Genomic DNA, 24,866 nt, shown 5'->3' with positions numbered 1-24,866 from the left:
GTGAAAGCGATCACAAAGAGACTCTGTCACACTTGTTTGCGGAGGATGTTTGTGATCCTGTTTTGTAGTGCGATTAATCCGTGTACAATAGCGCGCTATTTCTAATGCCTGAGGCAAAGTTGTGATCGAAAATCTGCGTAATATCGCCATCATCGCGCACGTTGACCATGGTAAAACGACCCTGGTTGATAAGCTGCTCCAGCAGTCCGGTACGTTTGATTCCCGTGCCGAAACTCAAGAACGTGTGATGGACTCCAATGACCTGGAGAAAGAGCGTGGGATTACCATCCTCGCGAAAAACACCGCCATCAAGTGGAATGATTACCGTATCAATATCGTTGATACCCCGGGGCACGCCGACTTCGGCGGTGAAGTTGAACGTGTCATGTCCATGGTAGACTCCGTGCTGCTGGTGGTGGACGCCTTTGATGGTCCGATGCCGCAGACGCGCTTCGTCACCAAAAAAGCCTTTGCCCACGGCCTGAAGCCCATCGTTGTTATCAACAAGGTTGACCGTCCCGGCGCGCGTCCGGACTGGGTTGTCGATCAGGTATTCGACCTGTTCGTTAACCTTGACGCCACCGACGAACAGCTGGATTTCCCGATCATCTACGCTTCGGCGCTGAACGGTATCGCGGGTCTGGACCACGAAAATATGGCGGAAGATATGACCCCGCTGTATCAGGCGATTGTCGACCACGTGCCGGCACCGGACGTCGATCTCGACGGCCCGCTGCAGATGCAGATCTCCCAGCTGGACTACAACAACTACGTTGGCGTTATCGGCATCGGCCGCATCAAGCGCGGTAAAGTGAAGCCGAACCAGCAGGTCACCATCATCGACAGCGAAGGGAAAACCCGTAACGCGAAGGTGGGTAAAGTGCTGACTCACCTGGGCCTGGAGCGTATCGACAGCGACCTGGCGGAAGCGGGCGACATCATCGCGATCACCGGCCTTGGCGAGCTGAACATCTCCGACACCATCTGCGATCCGCAGAATGTCGAAGCGCTGCCGGCGCTCTCCGTCGACGAACCGACCGTGACCATGTTCTTCAACGTCAACACCTCGCCGTTCTGCGGTAAAGAGGGGAAATACGTTACCTCCCGTCAGATCCTTGACCGCCTGAACAAAGAGCTGGTGCACAACGTGGCGCTGCGCGTGGAAGAGACCGAAGACGCGGATGCCTTCCGCGTATCCGGCCGCGGCGAACTGCACCTGTCGGTGCTGATCGAGAATATGCGTCGTGAAGGTTTTGAAATGGCGGTTTCCCGCCCGAAAGTTATCTTCCGTGAAATCGACGGTCGTAAGCAGGAGCCGTTTGAGAACGTGACCCTGGACGTCGAGGAGCAGCATCAGGGCTCCGTGATGCAGGCGCTGGGCGAGCGGAAAGGCGATCTGAAAAACATGAATCCGGACGGCAAAGGCCGCGTACGTCTCGACTACGTGATCCCAAGCCGCGGTCTGATCGGCTTCCGCTCAGAGTTCATGACCATGACCTCCGGCACCGGCCTGCTGTACTCCACCTTCAGCCACTACGACGACGTGCGTCCGGGCGAAGTGGGCCAGCGTCAGAACGGCGTACTGATCTCCAACGGCCAGGGTAAAGCGGTGGCGTTTGCCCTGTTCGGCCTGCAGGATCGCGGTAAGCTGTTCCTCGGCCACGGCGCGGAGGTTTATGAAGGCCAGATTATCGGTATTCACAGCCGTTCCAACGACCTGACCGTCAACTGCCTGACCGGTAAGAAGCTGACCAACATGCGCGCGTCCGGTACTGACGAAGCCACGGTGCTGGTTCCGCCGGTCAAGATGACCCTGGAGCAGGCGCTGGAGTTTATCGATGACGACGAGCTGGTAGAAGTGACGCCGCTGTCTGTGCGTATCCGCAAACGTCACCTGACGGAAAACGATCGCCGTCGCGCGATGCGCGGAGCGAAAGAAGAGTAACTCACGCTCTTTGTAAGAAAAAAGCCGCTGAATCCAGCGGCTTTTTTAATGGCGTGGCTGCCGTTATGGCTGCGCCTTCGCCGCTTCGTCTGCGGCAAGGATGGCCGCCCTTTCTTCCCGAATATCAGCTGTAGCACTACCAGTAGCCCAAAGACCGGCAGCAGCGCGCCGAGGGCGGAAATGCCCATTGCGCCTTTGATCAGCATCGCGCCGGAGGCGATCGGCAGCAGGAAAACGATAATGCGGAACACTTTTACCGAAATCCGTTTATGCACGTACTGGCCGACAATCGAACCCAGCACCATCGTTGGAATACAGAACAGCACCAGCTTACTGGTTGAAATGGTTAAGATCCCGCTGGTGGCCAGTCCGCCGATAATGGCGATGTTATTGGCCATAAAGAAGGCGTTAAGCGTACCGTGAAGCGCGGCGGGTGCCAGGTTACGCAGCATACCGTACATCACCACCGGCGGCCCGTTGGTTGAGAACGCCGCCCCTAAGGCCTGGGACGGGCGCTCTGACGGGGCTGCGGGCGGGAACCGCGCGTTCCGGTTGGTCTATTTATCGCCTCGCTTATTTTTCAGCAATCTGTCCCGCATGTTTCCCGCAAGACGCATAGTCAAAGCGCCTCTTTCCCGCTACAGTTACTCATCCACGGCCGGCAAGGAGAAGAACATGCTCTATATCTTTGATTTAGGTAATGTGATTGTTGATATCGACTTCAACCGCGTGCTGGGGGCATGGAGCGATCTCAGCCGTGTACCGCTTGCTTCCCTGAAGCAAAGCTTCACCATGGGCGAGGCGTTTTGCCAGCACGAGCGGGGCGAGCTCACCGATGAAGCCTTTGCCGAAGCGCTCTGTCAACAGATGGCGCTGCCGCTAAGCTATGAGCAGTTTTCCCACGGCTGGCAGGCTATTTTTGTCGGGCTGCGTCCGGAGGTCATCGCCATTATGCATCGGCTGCGCGAGCAGGGACACCGCGTGGTGGTGCTCTCCAATACCAACCGCCTGCATACCACCTTCTGGCCGGAAGAGTATCCGGAGATCCGCGGGGCTGCCGATAAGATTTACCTGTCGCAGGATCTGGGGATGCGCAAGCCCGAAGCGCGTATCTACCAGCACGTTCTGCAGGCGGAGGGGTTTTCGCCGGACGAGACGCGCTTTTTTGACGATAACGCCGACAATATCGCCGGGGCGGAGCGGCTGGGCATCCCCGGTATTCTGGTGAAGGATAAAACCACCGTCCCGGACTATTTCGCGAAGCGGCTATGCTAAACACCGTTCAGCAAAAGACCGCGCGCCGCGCGCGTTCGGCCCGGGCCTGGCTGAAGCTGCTATGGCGGCGGATTAATGAAGATAATATGACGACGCTGGCCGGGAACCTGGCCTACGTCTCGCTGCTCTCCCTGGTGCCGCTGATTACGGTTATCTTCGCCCTGTTCGCCGCGTTTCCGATGTTTTCCGACGTCAGCGTTCAGCTGCGCCACTTTATCTTCGCCAATTTTATACCCGCCACGGGTGACGTGATTCAGCGCTACATCGAACAGTTTGTCGCCAACGCCAACAGGATGACGGCGGTCGGCGCGTGCGGGCTGATCGTGACGGCGCTGCTGCTGATGTACGCCATCGACAGCGCCCTGAACACCATCTGGCGCAGCAGGCGCGCCCGGCCAAAGGTTTACTCTTTTGCCGTCTACTGGATGATTCTGACCCTCGGCCCGCTGCTGGCCGGTGCCAGCCTGGCCATCAGCTCTTACCTGCTTTCTCTGCGCTGGGCCAGCGAGCTTAACGGCGTGATTGACGACGCGCTGCGGATTCTGCCGCTGGCGCTCTCCTGGCTGTCGTTCTGGTTGCTTTACAGCATCGTGCCCACCACCCGCGTGCCCAACCGGGATGCGCTGGTGGGGGCCTTTGTCGCGGCGCTGCTCTTTGAGGTGGGCAAGAAAGGGTTCACGCTTTATATCACGATGTTTCCGTCCTGGCAGTTGATTTACGGCGTGCTGGCGGTGATCCCCATTTTGTTTGTCTGGGTTTACTGGACGTGGTGTATCGTCTTGCTTGGCGCGGAAATAACTGTCACTCTCGGAGAATACCGCAAACTTAAACAGGCCATAGAGCAAGACAAAGCAGACCAACCATGATTGCATTAATTCAGCGTGTCACCGGGGCCAGCGTTACCGTGGCGGGAGACGTGACGGGTGAAATCGGCCCGGGGCTTTTAATCTTACTGGGCGTCGAAAAAGAGGATAACGAGCAAAAAGCGAATCGCCTGTGCGAGCGCGTGCTCGGCTATCGTATTTTCAGCGACGCCGAAGGCAAAATGAACCTTAACGTGCGGCAGGCGGGCGGCAGCGTGCTGGTGGTATCGCAGTTTACCCTGGCGGCGGATACCGGGCGCGGTATGCGGCCGGGCTTCTCGCGGGGAGCCGCGCCGGAGCATGCGGAGGCGCTGTACGACTACTTCGTCGCGCGCTGCCGTGAACAGGGCGTCGCGACGCAAACCGGGCGCTTTGCCGCCGATATGCAGGTTGCGCTGGTCAACGACGGCCCCGTCACGTTCTGGCTGCAGGTTTGAACCAGGCTGTGTCCCTTAACCGTTCGTGAGTGTCGCTGGCGGTCATTCAGGTCCGGGGCAAGGCGCGAGCCGTAAGGTCTGGTTATTCCGGATGCGCGGCGAGCAACGCGGCAACGGGCCTGAATGGCCCCAGCCCTACGGGACGCGAGCCAGAAGCGCGTACTCTGCGTTGTCGGGCTTGAACAGAGTTCACTCTGTCCTGCGCCCTCCGCCTTGATTACGCGCTTCTGGCTCAGCGTCGACGCCACGCCCGGTTAAGGGACACCGCCCGGCCTTCGGCGCGGTTAACAAGAGAGAGTGCTGCTATGTATCATCTTCGGGTTCCGCAAACAGAAGAGGAACTGGAACGCTACTATCAGTTTCGCTGGGAGATGCTGCGCAGGCCGCTGCATCAGCCCAAAGGCTCCGAGCGCGACGCCTGGGACGCCATGGCCCACCATCAGATGGTGGTGGATGAAGAGGGCAATCCGGTTGCCGTTGGCCGGCTGTATATTAACGCGGATAACGAAGCCTCCATCCGCTTTATGGCGGTCGACCCGGCGGTGCAGAGTAAGGGGCTGGGCACGCTGATGGCGATGACCCTGGAATCCGTGGCGCGCCAGGAGGGGGTGAAGCGCGTGACCTGCAGCGCCCGCGAGGACGCTGTTGGATTCTTTGCCAGGCTGGGCTTTATCAATCAGGGGGAGATCACCACGCCGCAGACCACGCCGGTGCGTCATTTCCTGATGATTAAACCTGTCGCCTCCCTTGACGACATCCTGCATCGCGGCGACTGGTGCGGCCAGCTTCAGCAGGCGTGGTATGAGCATATCCCGCTGAGCGAGAAAATGGGGGTGCGCATCCAGCAGTACACCGGGCAGAAATTTATCACCACCATGCCGGAAACGGGCAATCAAAATCCGCACCATACCCTGTTTGCCGGCAGCCTGTTTTCGCTGGCGACGCTGACCGGCTGGGGGCTGATCTGGCTGATGCTGCGCGAGCGCCATCTTGGCGGCACCATTATTCTTGCCGACGCCCATATCCGCTACAGCAGGCCGGTCTGCGGCAGGCCGAGCGCGGTGGCCGATTTAGGCTCCCTGAGCGGCGATCTGGACCGGCTGGCGCGCGGCAAAAAGGCGCGCGTGCAGCTCCAGGTACAGCTGCTGGGCGACGAGGCGGCGGGGGCGATTTTTAACGGCGTTTATATCGTCCTGCCCGCCAGGCCGTTTGGCCCTTATGAAGAGGGCGGCAACGAGGAGGAGTAAGGCGTTCTGCCGCCACCTGATTGATAGAGGTTTTCCCTGGACGGCGAGATTGCCGCCTCCGATAAAACCTCTGGACGGATTTGCCTCGCCCGTTAGCGATGGCCCACCGGGGCGGGCGTAGCAAATCAGGCTGCAGGTGCTGCGTTTTTGCTTCGGCCTTTTTTACGTCGTCGGTGACCGGATCGCCCGCTCCGGGCGGGCGCAGAGTCAGAAAATATTTTCCAGCAGCTGAGATTTCATCGTTGCCTCAAAGGGAATAATTTCAGCCGTAGCCAGGTTTAATTGCTGGAAGGGGTCCTGGCTCAGATACGCTTTCAATGGCTCAGGGGTGTCGCACTTTGCCAGTATAACCCCGCCGTTTCGGGGAATTCTTCTTCCTGACGCCAAAAACAGGCCATCGGAGTACCCCTTTTTCAGCCACTCAACGTGAGCCGGTAGTTGGCGATCAACCTCTTCCAGTGATTTTATACCCGTCATACTTCAAGTTGCATGTGCGTTGGCTTTCCTCGTTCACCCCAGTCACTTACTCCAGTAAGCTCCTGGGGATTCTCTGCGTCGCCGCCTTCATGCAACTCGAATTATTTAGGGTATATAGGTTAAAACAACGACATAAACAGTATTCATCTTTAAACCCCTATCCGTCATGCTTTATAAAGCACTAACGGGGTAACTGCTCAGAATAAAGCAGTAGCCAGACGATGGGCCTTACGGGAATTGGGATTATCCCTCGGCAGTTCATGGGCCATTTTCCCTCCCAACGCGCCAGGCGACATCCTGCATTGCGCTGCGCGCCGTGCGGCTAATGCCTCCCAGCTGAAAGAAACCGTGGATCGCGCCCAGATAGCGCTGGCAGGTGCAGGCGACGCCCTGGGCCGTAAGCCGCTGAAACAGCGCCTCGCCCTCATCGCGCAGCGGATCGAACTCGGCGGTGATGATGTGCACCGGCGGCAGGCCGCTAAAATCGTTGCGCCACAGCGGGCTGGCCTCCGGATGCCGCGGCTCAACGCCGGCCAGATACATCTCGTAGCCGGAGAGCAGCGTATCGCGGGTCACAATGTAATCCTGACCGTAGCGGCTATAGCTTTCGGAGCCGGCGGCGGCGTCAAGCATGGGGTAGAGCAGGATCAGGCGGGCGGGTAGCCACCGCCCGGCCGCCTTCAGGCGTAGCGCCGTGACCAGCGCCAGCTGCCCGCCCGCGCTGTCGCCGGCAAGGGTAATGCGCTGGCGATTGACGCCGAGCCGTTCCGCGTATGTCCAGATGACGTTGGCACCCTTTTCGGCATCGTCATGGGCCGCGGGAAAGGGGTATTCCGGCGCGAGGCGGTACTGTACCGCAATGACCCGGCAGCCGCTGTAATACGCCAGCTGGCGCAGCTGATTATCGTGAGTGGCGAATCCGCCGCTGATAAAGCAGCCGCCGTGATAGTAAATGACGCAGGGCAGAGAGCCGGCGGCATTAAGTGGGGAGACGCAACGCAGCTTTATTCCTTCAAGCTCCAGCTCTTCGACCTGTACGCGGGTTTCCGTCTCTCCGGCGAGGGCCGCGCTGGCGAGATAGCCGGCCCTGCGTTCGGCAATGCTTTTTTCCCGCGAAGAGGGGCGACCTGCTGCGATAAATGCTTCAACCTGTTGGGCAATTCCATCTTCCAGCGCCATTTTTTCATCCTTGTACTGTATGCATGTACATAGTTATAGCCTGAAATTCCACGGAAGAAAATAGCAAATGTCAACGGCGCGGTCATTGTGGAAAGCGGCGCGCAAAAATGTGTGAAACATCAGCGTCTGGCGCGGTAAACGCCTCGCCGGAGCGCGGTTTACCAGCAGAGAAAGAAACGGCAGGGTGGCCGTCGCGTAGGATCGCCGCCTCACGGCCGGCGCGTCACCCACAGGCCTTGTGCGGACGGCCAGCTGGCGGGCAGCCTGAGCCGCCCGCCGGCAGCGCGGAGATTACTCCCCTTCGCCGGGGAACAGAAACGGGTTGATGGAGCTGCGGGCGAAACCCTCCTGCTCCATGCGCGCGTCCAGCACCAGCGAAGCGAGATCGTCGGCCACCGCCTCGACGTTCGGATCTTTTTCCTGATAGAGGATTTTCAGGTAGGTGCCGCAGTCGCCGCAGCTTTCCGCTTTGATCGGTGCCTGCTCGTTGTCCAGCGACCAGTAGTGCAGATCGCGGGTCTGCTCGCAGTTGCTGCACTTCACGCGCACGACGTGCCATTCGGTTTCGCACAGGTTGCAGTGCAGATAGCGCAGCCCCTGGGTGGTGCCGATCTGAACGATGCTGGTGACCGGCATCGAGCCGCAGACCGGGCAGAACTGGCGCTGTTCGCCGTATTCGGCGCGGGCTTTGCCGGGGATCAGGCTCGCCATCTGCGCCCAGTAGAGGGACAGCGCGGCCCAGATGAACGGGGCTTTATCGCTGCTGACGGAGGCGAAGTCGGCGGCGAACAGCGCGCTTGCCATCTGCTCCAGCTCCGGCCCGGACGCCTTTTCCAGGTTCTCGATCACCGCCAGCGCCGGGCCGCTCATTTCCGGCTTCAGCTCGGCAATCAGCGAATGCAGCAGCGTCTGCCAGTGCTTATCGCGCGGCAGCACGTGGCTGTCCAGCGGCGGCTTGCCCTGCTCGCTTGCCTCTTTGATGCGCGCGGTGAGATCCATTTCCAGCGGATGGTCGTACAGCACCACCTCCTGCGCGTGGGCAATCAGCGCCGCAAAGCGCAGATAGTCGCCCAGCGGATTATTCTCGGCCAGCTCGCGCAGCCGTTCGGCGCGGCGGTGATATAAATTTTTGAGCCGGGGGAACAGGAGCGGCGGGATCGTCTCCGCGCCACGTTTCTCGCTCTTCGCGAGCGTGTCTTGCGGGGTGATGCGAATGCTCATTCAGTGACTTCCTGGTTTCGGCGAAGGATACCCGTTGTGTTTCAGGCTGCATGTCCGTTGGTGACGCCGTTCGCTCCCCTTCGGGAGCGACGTGCCGTTCAGCGTCCGGCCGGTGTGCCCGCGCCCTGAACCGCTGCGCCTTCGGCATGGCGGGCGACGTGCTTCCGCCGCCCTGATGCAGCCCAAAATCCATAAGGTATGGTTCGCTCTGTGATACGGCAGGCCGGGCGTTGTTGGCCCGGCCTGGTGAATGTTCGTCATGATAACCGCAATCGGTCTGCGGGAGATACCCGCTGCATCTTAATGCGTATCTCACGATACCCCATATCGGTATCCCAGACCATGCACCGTTCGGATTAGCTGAGGGTGATTAGCGTCCCGCTCAATCACTTTACGCAGCCGGGAAATATGCTGATCCAGCGTGCGGCTGTTGGGCACGTAGTCGTATCCCCAGGCCGCGTCAAACAGCATATCGCGGGTGACCACCTGATTTTTATGCTGCTCCAGGCAGCTTAAAATACGCACCTCCCGCAGCGTAAGCTCCAGTTTTTCCTCGCCGCGCCGGGCGCGCAGCTCATTGGGAAAAACGGTTAAATCGCCGAACGGAAAGCTGTGGCTGGCCTGGGCTGCGTTCTGGTGCAGGCAGCGACGGGCAATGGTTTTTATCCGCGCCCGCAGCTCGTGAATGCCGAATGGTTTGCTGATGTAATCGTCCGCCCCCAGTTCCAGTCCGATAACCCGGTCGATCTCTTCATCTTTGGCCGAAAGAAACACGATCGGAATGTGCTCGTTGTAACGACGAATTTCCCGACAGACCGCATAGCCGTCCATCTCCGGCATCATAATGTCCAGCAGCACGAAGTCCGGTCGGTCACGATGATAGCTGACCAGCGCCGCACGGCCGTCCGGCGCGGCGACAGGCGTATAGCCTTCCCGCGACAGGGCATCCACCAGGCCCTGGCGGATATTCACATCATCTTCCGCAATCAAAATTTTCATCTTTTCTTCCCTGAGGCAAAATGAGGGTAAAGCGAAGGCCAGGATTTTCCGCCGCGACGTTAATGCTTCCCTGCAGACGTCGGGTCAGCTGTGAGGCGATAGTCAGCCCGATACCGGTGCCTGAGACGCCTTCGGTAATGGATGACTTAACCCGATAGAAGGGGCGGAAAATCAGCTTCATCTCTTTTTCCGTAATACCCGGCCCGTAGTCGCGCACGGCGATTTCAACGCTGGCGGCCCGCGCGCACGCCGTCAGATCGATGCGCCCTCCCTGGGCCGCGTACTTTTCAGCGTTGCTGAGAAAGTTGCTGACGATCTGCACAATCGCGTCGCGATCGCTGCATAACGTGATATTTTCCCCGGCGGTAAGCGTAATATCGATGCCCTTTGCCCGTAGCGCCGGTGTGAAAATATGCGCGACTTCCGCCACCAGACGCGATATATCCACCGGCTGCAGATGCATTTTGGGCGTGCGGGTGAAGGAGAGGATGTTCTGAATAAGGCGGGTCAGGCGCTGCCCTTCCTGGGTGATCACCTCCAGATAGCGCTGCTCCTGCCGTTGATCGTCGTCCAGCCCTTCGCGCAGCAGCCCGGCGTAGAGGGTAATGTTGGTCAGGGGGGTTTTCAGCTCATGGGAAACCTGGCTGACGAAATCGACCTGCTGACGCGCCTGGCGGGCGGCGCGGGTATATTCTCGCCACAGCGAATAGCCCAGCAGGGCCACCGCCGCCAGCAGCAGACCGATAAGCAGGCTACCCCACAGCCAGACGTGATAAAGCGGCGCGCTGGTGCCGTAAACGTTGACCTGCCACGCCGTCAGCGGATAGCCCAGGGTGCGGGAGTGCAGAAGCGTAAGCTGATGCTGTTCGCCCTGCCAGCTCTGATAAAGCTGACGGCCGTTTTCGACAATCTGCACGATCTGTTGCTCCGCAGGCTCGACGTGAACGCCGTTGCCGGCCTCCATCATCAGCTGAACATAAGAGAGGCGAAAGCCCAGGAACGTCCCGCCTTTTTGCCGCCAGTAAATCAGCAGTGGCTCCTGGCCTTCCTGGGTGATAAACCAGCCGGCCTGCGGCGTCTCCCGTTCGGCGCGGGCGGTATGGCTGAAAAGCTGGCTTGGATCGCTGACCAGCGGGGCCAGCCGTCGCGCCCATGCCCGCTCCTCGTGGCTTAGCGGTCGGCGTTCGTCAGGATAGAGCAGGCGGTTTTTGCGCAGGGCGAACGCGGCGATAATATCGCCGTCGTTCTCCTTCAGCGCTCCGAGAGCGGCAGCGTTGTCCCCGGAGATAAAATCGCTAACGGCGTGCAGGCGCGCGGCTTTTTGCTGCAGCAGGTTTTCGATGCCGACGACGATGCGGGCGGCTTGCGCTTTGGCAAGATTCTGCGTCTGGTAGCGGCGCAGCAGCACCTCATGTTCCAGCGTTCGAAAGCCCAGGTAAGCAAGCAGAACAAAAAACAGCAGCGTGATGATGAAATAAAACGGCCTGCTTCCCGACATCCGACGCTCCTTGTGGATCAGTGTGTTTTTGAACTCAGATTCTTGGTTCGGTACTGATTCTCTTTCAGTGACTTACGGGTCGCTTCCTGACTTGATGCGTCCATTTTTTCCAGCAGCCGGAGATTTTCTTCTACGCTTTCTTGCGCTTTTTTCATCGGGGCCGGCGCGCTGAGCGGCAGCGCTTTCAGCTTGCTGGCGCTGCCGCGTAGCACCGCTTTGGCCTCGTCCATTTTACCCGCGTCAATAAGCTTCAGGGCCTGCTCATGATCGAGGGCGGTCTTCTGGATCGCCGCGTCGACGATCACCTCCTCCACCTGCGCTTTTTTCGCTTCATCGGCGGAGTCGGTATAGGCTATGACAACGTGCTGATTCCATTCGTCTTTCTTGCCGGTGGCGAGGTTATCATAGCTGACCTTCACGTCGGCCAGCGGCTGGCTTCGCCCGGCGCGGCCTTTAGCTGGCAGCAGCTCCAGCAGGACATATTTCTCCTGCATGGCGTAGAGCTGGTTCAGCCTGACGGTGACCGTATTGCCCTGGATCTCGCCTTCGCGGCCCAGCAGCCGCAGTGGCTTAACGCCCTCCGCGAGCGTAATCTCCACCAGCACGTCCTGGGCCATCACCGACATCACGTCGCTGAACTCCTGGGCGAAGGCTTTTTCCAGATCCTCAGAAATGCGTACAAAAACGTGGTTGCCGTCGCTGTACTGGGCAATCGCCGCCATCAGATCCTCATTGTACTGTTCGCCGATTCCCATGGTGGTGACGGCAATCCCCTGGCGGGCGGCGATCTTGCCCAGCTCCGCCAGCTCGCTGGTGGAGCTGGGGCCAACGTTCGCCTGGCCGTCGGAGAGCAGGATGATGCGATTAACTCGTTCTTTATCAAGAAATTTTCCAGTTTCCTTAATGCCGCGGCTTACCCCGGCAAACAGCGCGGTGCCGCCGTGGGCGTCCAGCTGTTCGCGGATCTGGCTGATAAGTTTCTTTTTATCGCCCACCTTTGCCGCCGGTATGATGACCTCCGCGACGTTGTCGTAAACCACCACCGAGAGGGTGTCCTGACTGCCGAGGGTGTTGACCGCCATAATCGCGGCTTCCGTCGCCCGTGCGATCCGATCGCCGCGCATCGATCCGGATCGATCGATAACCAGCGTAAGGTTAACGGGGCTGCGTTTTTCCACGCTGCGTGGAAGGCCGGTTAGGGAAATCTTCAGGTAGTTTTTGTGCTGGGTATTTTCCAGTATCAGCGGGGAGGCCAGCTCCGATTTTACGATCGGGTTTTTGAGCGTCCGCTGCGCGTTTGCGCCGCCGGTTACGACCAGCAGCCCCAGCGTCAGCGCGAGGAAGCAGTGTTTGAGATTCACGGTACGTCTCCTTGTTAAACGAATCGATTCCATTCTTATGCGGTCCGGACCCCGCCTGGTCTGCTGTCTGTATAAAGTTGTCAAAAAGTTGTCAAAACCGCGCCGTCGCATACAAAAAAGCGCTGCAGCATAAAGGCCCGCAGCGCCCGGTTACCTGATGTTAAAGCGGAGGGCTTACGGCAGAGGCTTGTTCTGCTTTTCGCGAACCTCGCGATACCAGCGCGGGTGGTGCTTCCTGGCCCACGCGCGGGGGACCCAGCCTTCGACCATCGCGGTAATCGTGCCTTTTACCCACAGGGCGGCGTAAATATGCACCATGATAACCACAATCAGCGCCACGGCGGCAAATGAATGTAGCATAAGCGCAAAGCGGATGAGCGGAATGGAGAACGCCGGCGCGAAGTATGGACGCCAGATCATCACACCGCTCGCCAGCAGCAGCAGCAGCAGGATAATCGCCGCCCAGAACACGCATTTCTGACCGAAGTTATAGCGCCCGGTGTCGCCCACCTCATCGTTGACCACCACCCGGCGAATATTTTTTGCCCAGAAGATATCGTCCCGGTTGATAAGGTTGTGATGCCAGTAGCGGAAGAACATGATGATGAACGAGGCGAACATCACCACGCCCACGAACGGGTGCAGAATACGCGCCAGTTGCGGGGTGCCCATGATCTGCATCAGCCAGTTAAAAGAGGGGAAGAAAAAGCCCAGCCCGCTCACCGCCGCCAGCACGAAGCAGAAGGCGGTGACCCAGTGGTTGATACGTTCCGGCGCTGTATAGCGCACGATAACGTCACGTCGTTTCATTTGCGCACCTCGTCTTTCTCTTCGTGCAGGTTGTCCGCTTCCTCATCCGCCCGGTTCGGCCCGACGCCAACGTAGTGGAAGACGCTGGCGGCGAAGGTCGCCGCAAAGCCAACCGCGGCCAGCGGTTTCCAGACCCCTTTCCAGAACCTGACGGTGGCGCTGATCTCCGGGTTTTCCGGCAGGCCGTGGTAGAGCGTCGGCCTGTCGGCGTGGTGCAGCACGTACATCACGTGGGTGCCGCCGACCCCCGCCGGATCGTACAGGCCCGCGCTATCGTAGCCGCGGGTTTTCAGCTCCGCCACGCGCTCGCCGGCCAGGGTTTTCATCTCCTCTTTCGAGCCAAAGTGAATCGCCCCGGTGGGGCAGGTTTTCACGCAGGCCGGCTCCTGGCCGACCACCACCCGATCCACGCACAGGGTGCATTTGTAGACGCGGTTGTCGTCCGGGTTAAGGCGCGGGACGTTGAACGGGCAGCCGGCGATGCAGTAGCCGCAGCCGATGCACTGCTCAGACTGGAAGTCGACGATGCCGTTGGCGTACTGGATAATCGCCCCTTCCGCCGGACAGGCCTTCAGGCAGCCCGGATCGGCGCAGTGCATACAGCCATCCTTGCGGATCAGCCACTCCAGCCGGTCGTTCTGCTCTACTTCCGAGAAGCGCATGACCGTCCAGGATTTGGCGGTCAGATCCGCCGGGTTGTCGTACACCCCGACGTTGCTGCCGATGTCGTCACGGATGTCGTTCCACTCCGAGCAGGCCACCTGGCAGGCCTTGCAGCCGATGCAGGTGGTCACGTCGATAAGCTTCGCCACCTCCTGCTGATGATCCCGCGCCCGGGGGGCGGGGGTGAAGCCGTTAGTCGCGGAACGACGAATGATATCCTGCGATTGATAAGCCATAGGTCGTCTCTCTTATACCTTTTCCACGTTCACCAGGAAGGACTTAAATTCCGGCGTCTGGGTGTTGGCGTCGCCGACGAACGGCGTCAGCGTATTGGCGATAAAGCCCTTTTTCGCCACCCCTTCGTAGCCCCAGTGGATCGGAATGCCGATGGTGTCGATATCCTTACCGTCCGCCTTCAGGGTGCGGATCCGCTTCGTCACCACCGCCTTCGCCTTGATATAGCCGCGGTTCGACGAGACCTTCACGCTATCGCCGTGGGCGATGCCGAGCCTGTTGGCCAGCGTTTCGCCAATCTCGACAAACTGCTCCGGCTGGGCGATGGCGTTCAGCAGGGCGTGTTTGGTCCAGTAGTGGAAATGCTCGGTCAGCCGGTAGGTGGTGCCAACGTACGGGAACTTATCGGCTCTCCCCAGCGCCTCCGCGTCGTGCTTAAAGATGCGGGCGGCGGGGTTGGAGATAACGTCCGGGTGCAGCGGGTTGGTGCCCAGCGGCGTCTCGAACGGCTCGTAGTGTTCCGGGAACGGCCCCTCCGCCATCTTGTCGATGGCGAACAGGCGACCCATTCCCTCCGGCTGCATAATAAACGGCCCCACGTCGCTGCCCGGCGCGGCGGTGCCGTAGTCCGGGATATCCACGCCGCCCCACTTCGCGCCGTCCCACTGCAGCAGCTGGCGCTTCGCATCCCACGGTTTGCCCTGGGGATCGGCGGAGGCGCGGTTATACAGGATGCGGCGGTTCAGCGGCCACGACCAGGCCCAGCCGAGGGTGTTGCCGAGGCCGGACGGATCGGCGTTGTCGCGGTTTGCCATCTGGTTGCCCTTCGGCGTCCAGCTGCCGGCGAAAATCCAGCAGCCGCTTGAGGTGGTGCCGTCGTCGCGCAGGTGCGCGAAGGTGCTCAGCTGATCGCCTTTCTTCGCCAGCACCGCCCCGGTGGCCGGATCGATAACGTCCGCCAGCGCCTTGCCGTTGCTCTCCATCGCCACCTCTTCCGGCGAGGGGTTCTCCGGCGTCGAGTAGTTCCAGCTCATGTTCAGCACCGGCTCCGGGTTCGCGCCCCCCTCCGCCGCGTACATCTTGCGCAGGCGCAGGAAGATACCGGCGAGGATCTCGCCGTCGTTCATGGCGATGCCGGGGGCGTCTGCGCCCTTCCAGTGCCACTGCAGCCAGCGGCCGGAGTTGACGATAGAGCCGTTCTCTTCGGCGAAGCAGGTGGAGGGCAGGCGGAACACCTCGGTCTGGATGGTGGACGGATCGACATCGTTCGCCTCGCCGTGGTTCTGCCAGAAGGTCGAGGTTTCGGTGTTGAGCGGATCGATGGTCACCAGGAACTTCAGCTTCGACAGCGAAGCGACCACCTTATTTTTATTCGGGAAGGAGGCGACCGGGTTAAAGCCCTGGCACAGATAGCCGTTGACCTTGCCCTCGCTCATCATCTCGAAATACTGCAGCACGTCGTAGCTCTTATCCCACTTCGGCAGCCAGTCAAAGCCCCAGCTGTTTTCCGCCGTGGCCTTATCGCCGAAGAAGGCCTTCATCATCGAGACGAAGAATTTGGGGTAGTTGCTCCAGTAGTTGACCTGGCCGGCCAGCAGCGGCTTCGGCGTGTTGGCGGCCAGGTAGGTCTGCAGGTCGGTCTGCTTCTCGCCCGGCAGGGTCATGTAGCCGGTCAGGCTCTGGGAGAGCAGGCCGAGGTCGGTCAGCCCCTGAATATTGGAGTGGCCGCGCAGGGCGTTTACGCCGCCGCCCGCCATCCCCATATTGCCCAGCAGCAGCTGGATCATCGCCATGGTGCGGATGTTCTGCGCGCCGACGGAGTGCTGCGTCCAGCCCAGGGCGTAGAGGAACGAGGCGGTTTTGTCTTTCGCGCTGGTTTCTGCGATGTACTCACACACTTTCAGGAAGTCGGCTTTCGGCGTACCACAGATGTTTTCGACAACATCCGGCGTATAGCGGGAAACGTGCTGCTTCAGCAGATTCCATACGCAGCGGGGGTGTTGCAGGGTGGTATCACGTTTGGCAAAGCCGTTTTCGTCCAGCTCGTAGTGCCAGCTGGTTTTATCATACCGGCGCTGGTCCGCATCGTAGCCGCTGAACAGGCCCTCTTCGAAGCCAAAGTCTTCACGCACGATCAGGCTGGCGTTGGTGTAGGCTTCGGTGTATTCGCGGTTGTATTTTTCGTGAGTCAGTAGGTACAGCATCACGCCTGACAGGAAAGCGATGTCGGTTCCGGAACGAATAGGCGTATAGAAGTCGGCCACCGACGCGGTGCGGGTAAAGCGCGGATCGATAACGATCAGCTTCGCGCCGTTGTGAATTTTGGCCTCCATCGCCCAGCGGAACCCCACCGGATGCGCCTCAGCGGCATTGCCGCCCATCACCACCACGAGGTTGGCATTCTTGATGTCGACCCAGTGGTTGGTCATCGCGCCGCGACCGAACGTTGGAGCAAGACTTGCTACCGTTGGTCCGTGTCAGACGCGCGCCTGGTTGTCCACCGCGAGCATACCGAGCGCGCGGGTAAATTTCTGGGTGAGATAGCCGGTTTCGTTACTGGAGGCCGAGGCGCACAGCATCCCGGTGGTCAGCCAGCGGTTGACGGTGACGCCTTCGCTATTTTGCGCGACAAAGTTGGCGTCGCGATCCGCCTTCATCAGCTTCGCAATGCGATCGAACGCCTCTTCCCAGCTGATTTGCTGCCATTTATCGGAACCTGGTGCCCGATATTCTGGGAATTTCAGGCGGCTTTCGGAGTGGATAAAATCCACCAGCCCCGCGCCTTTCGGGCAGAGCGCCCCGCGGCTGACCGGATGATCCGGATCGCCCTCAATATGGAAGATAGAGGCTTTGGCGTTTTTTGCCCCGTCGCCGAGGCTGTACATCAACAGCCCACAGCCAACGGAACAGTAGGTGCAGGTATTACGGGTTTCGCGGGTGCGCAGCAGCTTATACTGTCGCGTCTCCGCCAGCGCTAAACCGGGTGCAAAGCCCAGAGCCGCCGCCGTGGTGCCTGCCATACCGCCAGCGCAGATCTTAAAGAACTGCCTTCTGCTGACCTGCATGGTTTGCTCCTTGTTTCGACATTGTTACATCGCCTTCACATACCGCGACCGCGAACGTTCAGCGAGTGGTTGTTATTTTTCTTTGCGGACCGGGCCGCAAAAGTCCAGAATTGGGTCTATTTCCCTTCATACGGGAGGGATTTGTGATAAATCACCACGGTATGTTACCCGTGTTTTTACATGGTTAAAAGAAAGTGAATAACATATATCTTGCAGAAGAGCGCAATGTAACAAAATTTACATGTTCACGCCAGATGACCCTCTGGAAACGCGGGGATCTGCAGCACGCCCGGCAGGATGACGTGGCGGAAGAGGTGCCGGTCGCGCTGGTCTACAACGGGATTTCTCACGTGGTAATGATGGCGTCGCCGAAGGATCTGCAACACTTCGCGGTCGGTTTTTCACTTTCCGAAGGCATTATTGAATCCCCGGGCGATATCTTTGGGATGGATGTGGTTCCTTCCTGTAACGGTCTGGAAGTTCAGATTGAGCTTTCCAGCCGCCGCTTTATGGGGCTGAAAGCGCGCCGCCGGGCGCTGGCCGGGCGCACCGGCTGCGGGGTGTGCGGCGTGGAGCAGCTCAACGATATCGGCAGGCCGGTGGAGCCGCTGCCGTTCACCCAACGCTTCGGTCTGGCGAATCTTGACCAGGCGCTGCATCACCTTACTGATTTTCAACCTGTCGGCAGGCTGACCGGGTGTACTCACGCCGCAGGATGGGTGCTGCCTTCCGGCGAGCTGGCGGGCGGCCATGAGGACGTGGGGCGTCACGTGGCGCTGGACAAGCTCCTCGGTCGTCGGGCCGTTGAGGGCGACGGCTGGCAGGCGGGGGCCGTGCTGGTCTCCAGCCGCGCCAGCTATGAGATGGTGCAGAAGTCTGCCATGTGCGGCGTTGAGATTCTGTTCGCCGTTTCAGCGGCAACCACCCTGGCGGTGGAGGTGGCGGAACGCTGCAATCTGACGCTGGTGGGCTTTTGCAAGCCGGGCAGGGCGACGATCTATACCCATCCGCAGCGCCTGATCGCCGGTTAATTTACCTTCAGTAAATTTGAATGTTTTAAGCAAATCCTTCCGCTTTTAGTTACCTGAGTAGCGGCCTAAGATTAAGCACATCAAGGCAACGTGCCTTACTCAGAAAACTAAATAGAAGGGTTTACATCATGAAAAGCATCAAAACTTTTGTCGCAGTTATCGCTCTGGCCGCTACTTTTGGTTCCTTTGCCGCGACGTCCGTCAGCGCCACCGGCACCACGCTGGAAAGCACCGAAGCAAAAATTGCCGCCCAGGCCCAGCAGGCCGGTGCCAGCGATTACAAAATTACCTCTGCTTACACCGGCAACCGCGTGCATATGACCGCGGAACTGCTGAAATAATCCTGTTCACAACGGTGAAAAGAGCGCCGCAGGGCGCTTTTTATATATACTGGCACAGTTTTTCGTTAATATCGATTAAAGGGTTTCCAGTATATTGCCCTATACATAACTCCCCTATGAAAAATAACTCATACTCCATATCTTTCTGCAGGAAGTGAATGAGTTTCTCTTTCTTTTTAATCATATTTTTCATGTAATCTCCCCAGACCTCCAGAAGAATAGGGGGATTGCCCGATTGTTTTATCCAGTTTTTTCCGCCTTTCAGCACCTCCAGCTCCAGTCCTTCCACATCTATTTTGATAAGATTTGCAGGTGGCAATTGCATATCATCCAGGGTGACGATTCTGACCTGCTCTTTACAGGCTTCATCTTTTATCCATCCCTGTTCTTTGCGTATTTTTTCAGACAGAGATAGCGCGCCGAGGTTTTCGCATTTGAATATATCAAGAAGAGGAATATCCACAGTGCCTGTGTAATCGCCTACGGCCATATTATGGGCATAGCAATTAATTAGGTTGTTGGACAATAAATTAGCGCAAAGTTGATAAAAAACAGGGCGTTGAGGTTCAAATGAATGAATAATACCTCCCCGCTCCTTGATATGCCATCCCATGGGGACAGACCAGGCTCCCAGATTAGCGCCTATATCAATAAGAACAGGTTCTTGCACATTTTCCGTAAGTAACTTTGATACCGTTAACGTCAATGATTCCCATTCATGGCCTTCTCTTAAATGGCTATTTATTAAATCAGGGCCGTTGGTAAGTAAATATTTTAAATTTCCACAATTGTGGAATTCCATTAAATCATCCGGCACGTTGAAAGTCTCCTTTTAAAGCTTAACTGGTACTGTTATGAGCTTGTACACCTGGATTCAATAGCGCAAAATCGCATGGTAATATAAAGCTTATCAATTTATCAATGTATTATGGTGTTGTCATAGAATAAATCGGATAACGTTTAAGTATATTTGGAAAGTATTGTGTTAAATAAAGTGAAAAGAGTGGCTTTACCCAGCAATAGTGGGCCTCAGCTAAGTGAGTAAACGCTTAACAAAAGGTAACTCTCATGGCAAAATCTGTTAAGCTAAATAGAACAGGATAAGGCGGCTGAGGGAGCAGATGATAAAAATTCAATTTGAAACAGGAACGTTTCTGGAAATTAATGCAACTACCTTGATGGGGTATGATTTTAGCAGGATGAATCTACACCGGGCTATACTTGATAGCCTTTGTCTGGATTTCTCTCTGTTCAGGGAGGCGCATCTGAGAAACATAAGTATTGAAAATTCTTCCGTTAAAAATGCTGATTTTTATAACGCAGCGTTAATGAATGCCTTCCTGAAAAATTCAGATATGACGGGCTGTGATTTTCAAAACTCAAGACCGATAGCGGCCAATTTTAGCCATTCAGTTTTAATAAACTCAAATTTTGCAGGTGCGGATATTTCTCGTGCTGATTTTTCTGGCGCTAACCTGTGCGGGGCTAATTTATGCTTTGAAAGGTATGACGAAGTGACATTGGCTGGCGCATTATTTGATGAAAATACACGATGGCCGGATAAATTTGATCCTGTAAAAGAAGGGGCCATCCTCTGTACAACGTAAGGATTTAATTCAGGATGCGGTGAAAATCATCAAGGTGGATTTGGGGTGGGAGTGGGCTCTGCCTGACAAATAAATGGCGCGATAAAGCATCGGAGCTTTGTTACAGGCGGCCCCGCTATGGTGTTACGTGTCCTGGTGCTATATGGCGAAGAATTCGACAGGGTTGAGGAAATAAATTTCTATGTGTTTGATAACTAAATTAAAGCATTTCGCCGGGGTCGTTTAAATTTGCAGCGCTGGCGTTTCCGGTTTTGTTGTCAAACCCGCAATGCTGAAAAGCTTGCCGAGCGTAAGATTGCCGTGCAAATACGTTATGTTGAACGAGTTGCTCCCGAAGGGAGCGGTTTAATTAGCCCACCTGCTTTGGTTCAGGCGGGGCAAACGGCGGCATCCGTATAAGCACACCCGGAAAGGGCCGCTAACCTCCGGGAAAAGCTGGCCTTAATGCAGCCCCGCCAGCCGCAGCAGCGCCGTGACGACCGCCGCGGCGATAATCACCACGATTAGCGGCATCCTGCGCCAGGCGAGAAATAGCGCAAAGCCGACGCCCAGCACCCGCGCCATGCCGGCAAAATGGTTGCCTTCAAAGAACATGGTGGCCAGCGCGACGGAAAATAATAAAACCGTGGCGGCGTCGGAGAGCAGCGCCTGAGCGCGTTCGGACAGCGCCAGCCGGCTACCGAGCTTTGCTCCACCGAGGCGCATCAGGTAGGTCCCCGCCGAAAGTATGGCGATGCCAACGATAAACAGCGTTATGTCGCCCATTACTTTTTCCTCGACAGCAGACCCAGCAGGGAGAGCAGCACCGGCAGGCCCGCCGGCGCAAAGGGCACGGCGGCCAGCGACAGCGCCGCGCCGCAGCAGCTGCGGATCAGCGTGGTGCGGTTTTTAAACGCCGGAATAACCAGCGCCAGCAGAATGGCGGGAAAAACGGCGTCAAGACCGATGGTCTCCGGCGCGGGCAGCAGCCTGCCGACCTGAGCACCCAGCAGCGCACCCAGCGGCCAGAGCAGGGCGACGCCCAGCCCGCACAGCCAGTAGGCGGCTTTACGCTGATCCGGGGTTTTCTGCGACAGACCGAACACCACGCTCTCATCGTTCATAATATGGCAGCCGAAGAGACCGGCGGCGCGCTTACCGACCAGCTCCCGCACCGTTACGCCAAACGGAATATGGCGGGCGTTCACCAGCAGGCCAGCCGCCGCCGCCGCAATCGGGTTGCCGCCGCTGGCGACAATGCCGATAAACATAAATTCCGACGCGCCCGCCAGCACAAAAACAGAGAGCACAAACGGCACCCAGAGCGGGAAGCCGTAAGCCATCGCCAGCGAGCCGTAGGACATGCCCACCACCCCGACGGCGAGGCAGACCAGAAAAATAGCTTTTATCGTCTCCCCGCTGAGACAGGAAAAGTTGTGTTTCATTCCCTTTCGCCATATCGAACGAATTTCCATTATAATGAACGCCGCAGATTCGATTGACAAGTCGAACAATTCGTTCGTTATAGCGGTACAGAGCTGAAGATGACACAACCTATTAGCATTATCGCCAGCAGCCTGACGCGCGAACGGCAGCGCACCGGCCTCTCGCTGGCGGAAATCGCCCGGCGGGCGGGGATTGCCAAGTCCACGCTTTCTCAGCTGGAGGCGGGCCAGGGTAACCCTAGCCTTGAGACGCTCTGGTCGCTGTGCGTGGCGCTGGATATTCCCTTTGCGCGCCTGCTGGAGCCACGGGAGCAAATAACCCAGGTTATTCGCCGCGGTGAAGGAACGAAGGTGGTGGCGGAGCAGGCGCACTATCAGGCGATACTGCTGGCGGCCTGTCCGCCGGGGGCGCGTCGCGATATCTATCTGCTGATGACGCAGCCGGGGGCGGATCGGCTTTCTCACCCGCATCCGCCGGGTTCGGTGGAGCATATTATCGTGACCCAGGGCAGAGCGCTCGTCGGCCTGACGGAGGCTCCGGAAGAGTTAGGCGAGGGCGACTATATCTGCTATCCCGCCGATCGCGAACACCTGTTTAAAGCGCTGGAGCCGGATACCCAGGCGATCCTCGTCGCCGAGCAGCGGTGATCATTCGAGGAAAAACACCTCCTTCAGCTCCGCGCTCACCGGGCTATTGTCCGGATTGGCGGGCATCACGTCGCGCATATGCCGCCACCAGCGCTGGCACACTTCAGTGCTGGCCACCGCGTTCCAGCGCTCCTCCGACTCAATCTCTACCGTGGCAAACAGCAGGTGCCGCGCTTTGTCGAGATAGATTGCGTAGCGGTGCGCCCCGTGCGCCTTCAGTACCGCCTCCAGCTCCGGCCAGATCGGGGTATGTCGGCGTTGATACTCTTCGTGGGCGTCGGCGTTAACCTGCATAACGAACGCTTTGCGGATCATAACGCCTCCAGATACAGCGCGCGGACTTCGTCACGGCCGGCGGGGCGCGGGTTGCACGGCGCGCAGGGGTCCGCCAGCGCCTTATCCAGCCAGCCTTCGATATCCGCTTTGCTTATCCCAAGCTGGCTGAAGCCCCGGGGAATGCCGACCTCTTTGCTTAAGGCCCGGATGGCATCGATCGCCGCGATGCTTGCCTCCTCGTCGCTCATGTCGCGGGTGTCCACGCCCAGCGCCTGCGCCATGCGGGCAAAGCGCGCCACCGCGTTCGGGCGGTTAAAGTTTTCGACTACCGGCAACAGAATGGCGTTGCATACGCCGTGCGGCAGGTTGTGCGTGGCCCCCGGCTGGTGCGCCAGCGCGTGCACCAGGCCCAGACCGGTGCTGTTGAACGCCATGCCCGCCAGATACTGACCAAACGCCATCTGCTCCCGGGCCTCAGGATTGTGGCCCTCGCTGACCGCTTTTGGCAGCCACAGGTTGATGAGCCGGATCGCCTCCAGCGCGTTGGCGTCGGTCAGCGGATGGGCACCGCGGGAAACATACGCCTCCACCGCGTGGGTCAGGGCGTCCATTCCGGTGGCGGCGGTAACGGCGGGCGGAATATCCAGCATGACGCTGGCGTCGTCGACGGCGATATCCGGAATGATGTTCGGATCGATAATCACCTCTTTCACCTGCCGGGCGGAGTCGATAATCACCGCGTTGCTGGTCATTTCAGCGGCGGTGCCGGCGGTGGTGTTGATCGCCACCAGCGGCACGCCTGGATTTTTTACCTTGCCGACGCCGGAACAGGCGGTGGAAGGGCCGGGGTTGGCGGTCAGGATCTTCACCGCTTTGGCGGTGTCGATGGGGCTACCGCCGCCGAAGGCGATAAGATAATCACAGTTCGCCTGCCGGTAGGCGGCGTAGCCTTTTTGCACCAGCTCTTCGGTGGGGTTCGGGAAGACCTCGTCGAACAGATGATAAGGCATATTATGTTCTGCCAGCGCGGTAAGCAGGCTGTCCAGCAGGCCCAGCTTAACCAGCCGGCCGTCGGTGACGATCAGCGCCTTGCCCCAGCGCTTGTCGGCAACAAGGTTGACCATATCGCCAATGGCCCCGGCACCGTGCAGGCTGATTTTGGGAAGTGCCAGCATAAAACTCATCATAATTCTCCTTTATAGAATGGTCTCTTCCGGCGGCGACATGCCCCGTCGCGGGAGGTATTCAGGTTTACCCGGCGGTTAAGACGCCGGGGCGTCGTGTTTAGCGGCGGCTCGCCGGTCGACGCGACGATCGTTCCACCCCCGGACGATCGGCACCCCAGGCCCGGCGATCCGCCCGTCCCGACGAGCGGAACATCGCGGCGTTACGGGTACAGGGCTAACGCGCTTTCGAGCGGAGTGACGCCGAAGCGCTTGCCCAGCGCAATCAGCTGATCGCGGGTAATGGTCTGCTTTATGCCGCCCATCGACAGCACTTTAACCAGCACCTCGGCGGATTTTTCCGCGGTGTCGATCAGGCCGAACGCCTCGTCGAGGGTCGGACCGCTGCCGAATACGCCGTGGAACGGCCACAGCACCAGCGAATGCTGTCGCATCTGCGCGGCGGTGGCCTGGCCTATCTCATCGGTGCCCGGCACCATCCACGGCAGGATGCCGACGCCGTCCGGAAAGACCACCAGGCACTCGGTGCTGCCTTCCCATAGCTTGCGGGTGATCAGCGCCGTGTCGTTTTCCAGCACCCAGGTCAGGGCGATCAGGTTGGTGGCGTGGCAGTGCATGATTACCCGATCTTTGCCGCCGGTCGCCCTGATGCGCTCGCAGTGGGAAAGAAAGTGCGCCGGCAGCTCGGAGGTCGGCACCGCATCGGCGGTCAGGCCCCATAAAATGTGATAGCCCGCGCCGTCGCCGTCCACCTTTACCACGCCAATGTTGGCCGCCGGATCGAGCTGGACGTTGCGAAAGAATTTGCCGGAGCCGGTCACGATGAACGGCGTATTTGCCAGCTGCGGCATCGGCTGGCTCAGCGGGATATAGCGCGGCGTCGGGTGAAAATCGGCGCTAAAGGGCGCAATGTCCGCTTCGTCCAGGCGCAGCGTGAGGTTGCCGCCGTTACGCTCGTCCCAGCCCTTCAGCCAGGCGTCGGAGGTTGCTTTAATCATTCCCTGGACGAACCAGGAATGGGTAATCGTCTGCATCGTCTTGGTGTTCCTGTTTTATCGCCCGACGCTTGCGGGCGTTGTCC

24 protein-coding genes and 1 pseudogene are annotated in these 24,866 nt (G+C 58.7%); 9 read left to right on the top strand and 16 right to left on the bottom strand.

Annotated features, from left to right (window positions below; translation table 11 throughout):
• Positions 1-121 precede the first annotated feature (121 nt).
• Entirely contained in the window at positions 122-1,945 is a 1,824-nt protein-coding gene (gene typA, locus GJV78_RS12305) for a ribosome-dependent GTPase TypA (protein ID WP_167519533.1), read from the top strand.
• Positions 1,946-2,008: 63 nt separating this feature from the next.
• On the opposite strand, the pseudogene GJV78_RS12300 reads toward typA, so the two are convergent.
• Positions 2,009-2,451 (bottom strand): annotated as a pseudogene (locus tag GJV78_RS12300) (sulfite exporter TauE/SafE family protein); the annotation flags it as partial.
• Between the two features lie 169 nt (positions 2,452-2,620).
• Here GJV78_RS12300 and yihX point away from each other — a divergent pair.
• The 4 genes from yihX (at position 2,621) to fabY (ending at position 5,767) form a co-directional block, all read left to right on the top strand.
• Positions 2,621-3,220 (top strand): glucose-1-phosphatase, encoded by a 600-nt coding sequence (yihX, locus tag GJV78_RS12295; RefSeq protein ID WP_155108628.1) that lies wholly within the window; start codon positions 2,621-2,623, stop codon positions 3,218-3,220.
• A complete protein-coding gene (locus GJV78_RS12290; protein WP_155108627.1) occupies positions 3,214-4,086 on the top strand; it encodes a virulence factor BrkB family protein in 873 nt (290 codons plus the stop codon). Before yihX ends, GJV78_RS12290 begins: the two co-directional genes overlap by 7 nt.
• Positions 4,083-4,520 carry a D-aminoacyl-tRNA deacylase gene (gene dtd / locus GJV78_RS12285; RefSeq protein ID WP_155108626.1) on the top strand — a complete coding sequence of 146 codons (438 nt, stop codon included), beginning with the start codon at positions 4,083-4,085 and terminating at the stop codon, positions 4,518-4,520. The genes GJV78_RS12290 and dtd overlap by 4 nt, the downstream gene beginning before the upstream one ends.
• A gap of 305 nt (positions 4,521-4,825) precedes the next feature.
• On the top strand, positions 4,826-5,767 hold the full coding sequence (gene fabY / locus GJV78_RS12280; protein ID WP_155108625.1) for a fatty acid biosynthesis protein FabY: 942 nt from the start codon (positions 4,826-4,828) through the stop codon (positions 5,765-5,767).
• A gap of 207 nt (positions 5,768-5,974) precedes the next feature.
• Here the strand turns inward: fabY and GJV78_RS12275 are convergent, their stop codons facing one another.
• From GJV78_RS12275 to fdnG, 9 genes are all read right to left on the bottom strand, one after another.
• A complete protein-coding gene (locus GJV78_RS12275; protein ID WP_155108624.1) occupies positions 5,975-6,244 on the bottom strand; it encodes a YciI family protein in 270 nt (89 codons plus the stop codon).
• A gap of 258 nt (positions 6,245-6,502) precedes the next feature.
• Positions 6,503-7,423 (bottom strand): alpha/beta hydrolase, encoded by a 921-nt coding sequence (locus tag GJV78_RS12270; protein WP_155108623.1) that lies wholly within the window; start codon positions 7,421-7,423, stop codon positions 6,503-6,505.
• Positions 7,424-7,714: 291 nt separating this feature from the next.
• Positions 7,715-8,644, bottom strand: coding sequence for a formate dehydrogenase accessory protein FdhE (gene fdhE, locus GJV78_RS12265; RefSeq protein ID WP_155108622.1), 930 nt, complete (start codon positions 8,642-8,644; stop codon positions 7,715-7,717).
• Between the two features lie 312 nt (positions 8,645-8,956).
• The gene (locus tag GJV78_RS12260; protein WP_155108621.1) at positions 8,957-9,643 is read right to left on the bottom strand and encodes a response regulator transcription factor; all 687 of its coding nucleotides are present in this window, start codon (positions 9,641-9,643) and stop codon (positions 8,957-8,959) included.
• Positions 9,618-11,141, bottom strand: a complete 1,524-nt coding sequence (locus GJV78_RS12255; protein WP_155108620.1) for a sensor histidine kinase — start codon at positions 11,139-11,141, stop codon at positions 9,618-9,620. The genes GJV78_RS12260 and GJV78_RS12255 overlap by 26 nt, the downstream gene beginning before the upstream one ends.
• 17 nt (positions 11,142-11,158) lie before the next feature.
• Positions 11,159-12,502 (bottom strand): vWA domain-containing protein, encoded by a 1,344-nt coding sequence (locus GJV78_RS12250; RefSeq protein ID WP_167519532.1) that lies wholly within the window; start codon positions 12,500-12,502, stop codon positions 11,159-11,161.
• Between the two features lie 174 nt (positions 12,503-12,676).
• Positions 12,677-13,312 carry a formate dehydrogenase cytochrome b556 subunit gene (fdoI, locus tag GJV78_RS12245; RefSeq protein ID WP_155108618.1) on the bottom strand — a complete coding sequence of 212 codons (636 nt, stop codon included), beginning with the start codon at positions 13,310-13,312 and terminating at the stop codon, positions 12,677-12,679.
• Positions 13,309-14,211 (bottom strand): formate dehydrogenase subunit beta, encoded by a 903-nt coding sequence (gene fdxH / locus GJV78_RS12240; RefSeq protein ID WP_155108617.1) that lies wholly within the window; start codon positions 14,209-14,211, stop codon positions 13,309-13,311. The genes fdoI and fdxH overlap by 4 nt, the downstream gene beginning before the upstream one ends.
• 12 nt (positions 14,212-14,223) lie before the next feature.
• Entirely contained in the window at positions 14,224-17,274 is a 3,051-nt protein-coding gene (gene fdnG, locus GJV78_RS12235; RefSeq protein ID WP_155108616.1) for a formate dehydrogenase-N subunit alpha, read from the bottom strand.
• Positions 17,275-17,528: 254 nt separating this feature from the next.
• Between fdnG and fdhD the strand changes: the two genes are divergently transcribed.
• Positions 17,529-18,305: a formate dehydrogenase accessory sulfurtransferase FdhD gene (gene fdhD / locus GJV78_RS12230; protein ID WP_230979123.1), complete on the top strand. Its 777-nt coding sequence runs from the start codon at positions 17,529-17,531 to the stop codon at positions 18,303-18,305.
• 128 nt (positions 18,306-18,433) lie between these two features.
• Positions 18,434-18,646, top strand: coding sequence for a YdgH/BhsA/McbA-like domain containing protein (locus GJV78_RS12225; protein ID WP_155108615.1), 213 nt, complete (start codon positions 18,434-18,436; stop codon positions 18,644-18,646).
• A 40-nt stretch (positions 18,647-18,686) separates the two neighbouring features.
• Here GJV78_RS12225 and GJV78_RS12220 read toward each other — a convergent pair whose 3' ends face one another.
• On the bottom strand, positions 18,687-19,463 hold the full coding sequence (locus tag GJV78_RS12220; RefSeq protein WP_330998807.1) for an FkbM family methyltransferase: 777 nt from the start codon (positions 19,461-19,463) through the stop codon (positions 18,687-18,689).
• Positions 19,464-19,767: 304 nt separating this feature from the next.
• On the opposite strand from GJV78_RS12220, the gene GJV78_RS12215 reads away from it, so the two are divergent.
• Positions 19,768-20,253, top strand: coding sequence for a pentapeptide repeat-containing protein (locus GJV78_RS12215; RefSeq protein ID WP_155108614.1), 486 nt, complete (start codon positions 19,768-19,770; stop codon positions 20,251-20,253).
• 441 nt (positions 20,254-20,694) lie between these two features.
• Here GJV78_RS12215 and GJV78_RS12210 read toward each other — a convergent pair whose 3' ends face one another.
• Complete coding sequence (locus tag GJV78_RS12210) at positions 20,695-21,018, bottom strand: AzlD domain-containing protein (protein ID WP_155108613.1); 324 nt, start codon at positions 21,016-21,018, stop codon at positions 20,695-20,697.
• Entirely contained in the window at positions 21,018-21,677 is a 660-nt protein-coding gene (locus GJV78_RS12205) for an AzlC family ABC transporter permease (RefSeq protein WP_155108612.1), read from the bottom strand. The genes GJV78_RS12210 and GJV78_RS12205 overlap by 1 nt, the downstream gene beginning before the upstream one ends.
• A 99-nt stretch (positions 21,678-21,776) precedes the next feature.
• Here GJV78_RS12205 and GJV78_RS12200 point away from each other — a divergent pair, with 99 nt between their 5' ends.
• Positions 21,777-22,325, top strand: coding sequence for a helix-turn-helix domain-containing protein (locus GJV78_RS12200; RefSeq protein WP_155108611.1), 549 nt, complete (start codon positions 21,777-21,779; stop codon positions 22,323-22,325).
• Here GJV78_RS12200 and rhaM read toward each other — a convergent pair whose 3' ends face one another.
• The 3 genes from rhaM to rhaD all read right to left on the bottom strand — a co-directional run bounded on the left by rhaM (position 22,326) and on the right by rhaD (position 24,819).
• Positions 22,326-22,640 (bottom strand): L-rhamnose mutarotase, encoded by a 315-nt coding sequence (rhaM, locus tag GJV78_RS12195; RefSeq protein WP_155108610.1) that lies wholly within the window; start codon positions 22,638-22,640, stop codon positions 22,326-22,328.
• Positions 22,637-23,785: a lactaldehyde reductase gene (gene fucO / locus GJV78_RS12190; RefSeq protein WP_155108646.1), complete on the bottom strand. Its 1,149-nt coding sequence runs from the start codon at positions 23,783-23,785 to the stop codon at positions 22,637-22,639. Before fucO ends, rhaM begins: the two co-directional genes overlap by 4 nt.
• A gap of 203 nt (positions 23,786-23,988) precedes the next feature.
• Positions 23,989-24,819, bottom strand: a complete 831-nt coding sequence (gene rhaD, locus GJV78_RS12185; RefSeq protein ID WP_155108609.1) for a rhamnulose-1-phosphate aldolase — start codon at positions 24,817-24,819, stop codon at positions 23,989-23,991.
• Positions 24,820-24,866: the final 47 nt, after the last annotated feature.

This window comes from Intestinirhabdus alba (genome assembly GCF_009711095.1).
Taxonomy (GTDB): domain Bacteria; phylum Pseudomonadota; class Gammaproteobacteria; order Enterobacterales; family Enterobacteriaceae; genus Intestinirhabdus; species Intestinirhabdus alba.
The sequence above is the reverse complement of the archived record's forward strand: the minus strand, read 5'-3'. Positions and strand labels throughout refer to the sequence as shown.

Coding starts and splice junctions, on each gene's coding strand:
- rhaD (WP_155108609.1), bottom strand. CDS start 24,819: ATGCAGACGATTACCCATTCCTGGTTCGTCCAGGGAATGATTAAAGCA.
- GJV78_RS12200 (WP_155108611.1), top strand. CDS start 21,777: ATGACACAACCTATTAGCATTATCGCCAGCAGCCTGACGCGCGAACGG.
- fdoI (WP_155108618.1), bottom strand. CDS start 13,312: ATGAAACGACGTGACGTTATCGTGCGCTATACAGCGCCGGAACGTATC.
- yihX (WP_155108628.1), top strand. CDS start 2,621: ATGCTCTATATCTTTGATTTAGGTAATGTGATTGTTGATATCGACTTC.
- GJV78_RS12205 (WP_155108612.1), bottom strand. CDS start 21,677: ATGAAACACAACTTTTCCTGTCTCAGCGGGGAGACGATAAAAGCTATT.
- fdhD (WP_230979123.1), top strand. CDS start 17,529: ATGACCCTCTGGAAACGCGGGGATCTGCAGCACGCCCGGCAGGATGAC.
- rhaM (WP_155108610.1), bottom strand. CDS start 22,640: ATGATCCGCAAAGCGTTCGTTATGCAGGTTAACGCCGACGCCCACGAA.
- GJV78_RS12290 (WP_155108627.1), top strand. CDS start 3,214: ATGCTAAACACCGTTCAGCAAAAGACCGCGCGCCGCGCGCGTTCGGCC.
- GJV78_RS12225 (WP_155108615.1), top strand. CDS start 18,434: ATGAAAAGCATCAAAACTTTTGTCGCAGTTATCGCTCTGGCCGCTACT.
- fdxH (WP_155108617.1), bottom strand. CDS start 14,211: ATGGCTTATCAATCGCAGGATATCATTCGTCGTTCCGCGACTAACGGC.
- fabY (WP_155108625.1), top strand. CDS start 4,826: ATGTATCATCTTCGGGTTCCGCAAACAGAAGAGGAACTGGAACGCTAC.
- GJV78_RS12260 (WP_155108621.1), bottom strand. CDS start 9,643: ATGAAAATTTTGATTGCGGAAGATGATGTGAATATCCGCCAGGGCCTG.
- GJV78_RS12210 (WP_155108613.1), bottom strand. CDS start 21,018: ATGGGCGACATAACGCTGTTTATCGTTGGCATCGCCATACTTTCGGCG.
- dtd (WP_155108626.1), top strand. CDS start 4,083: ATGATTGCATTAATTCAGCGTGTCACCGGGGCCAGCGTTACCGTGGCG.
- GJV78_RS12270 (WP_155108623.1), bottom strand. CDS start 7,423: ATGGCGCTGGAAGATGGAATTGCCCAACAGGTTGAAGCATTTATCGCA.
- fdhE (WP_155108622.1), bottom strand. CDS start 8,644: ATGAGCATTCGCATCACCCCGCAAGACACGCTCGCGAAGAGCGAGAAA.
- GJV78_RS12215 (WP_155108614.1), top strand. CDS start 19,768: ATGATAAAAATTCAATTTGAAACAGGAACGTTTCTGGAAATTAATGCA.
- GJV78_RS12255 (WP_155108620.1), bottom strand. CDS start 11,141: ATGTCGGGAAGCAGGCCGTTTTATTTCATCATCACGCTGCTGTTTTTT.
- fucO (WP_155108646.1), bottom strand. CDS start 23,785: ATGAGTTTTATGCTGGCACTTCCCAAAATCAGCCTGCACGGTGCCGGG.
- GJV78_RS12275 (WP_155108624.1), bottom strand. CDS start 6,244: ATGACGGGTATAAAATCACTGGAAGAGGTTGATCGCCAACTACCGGCT.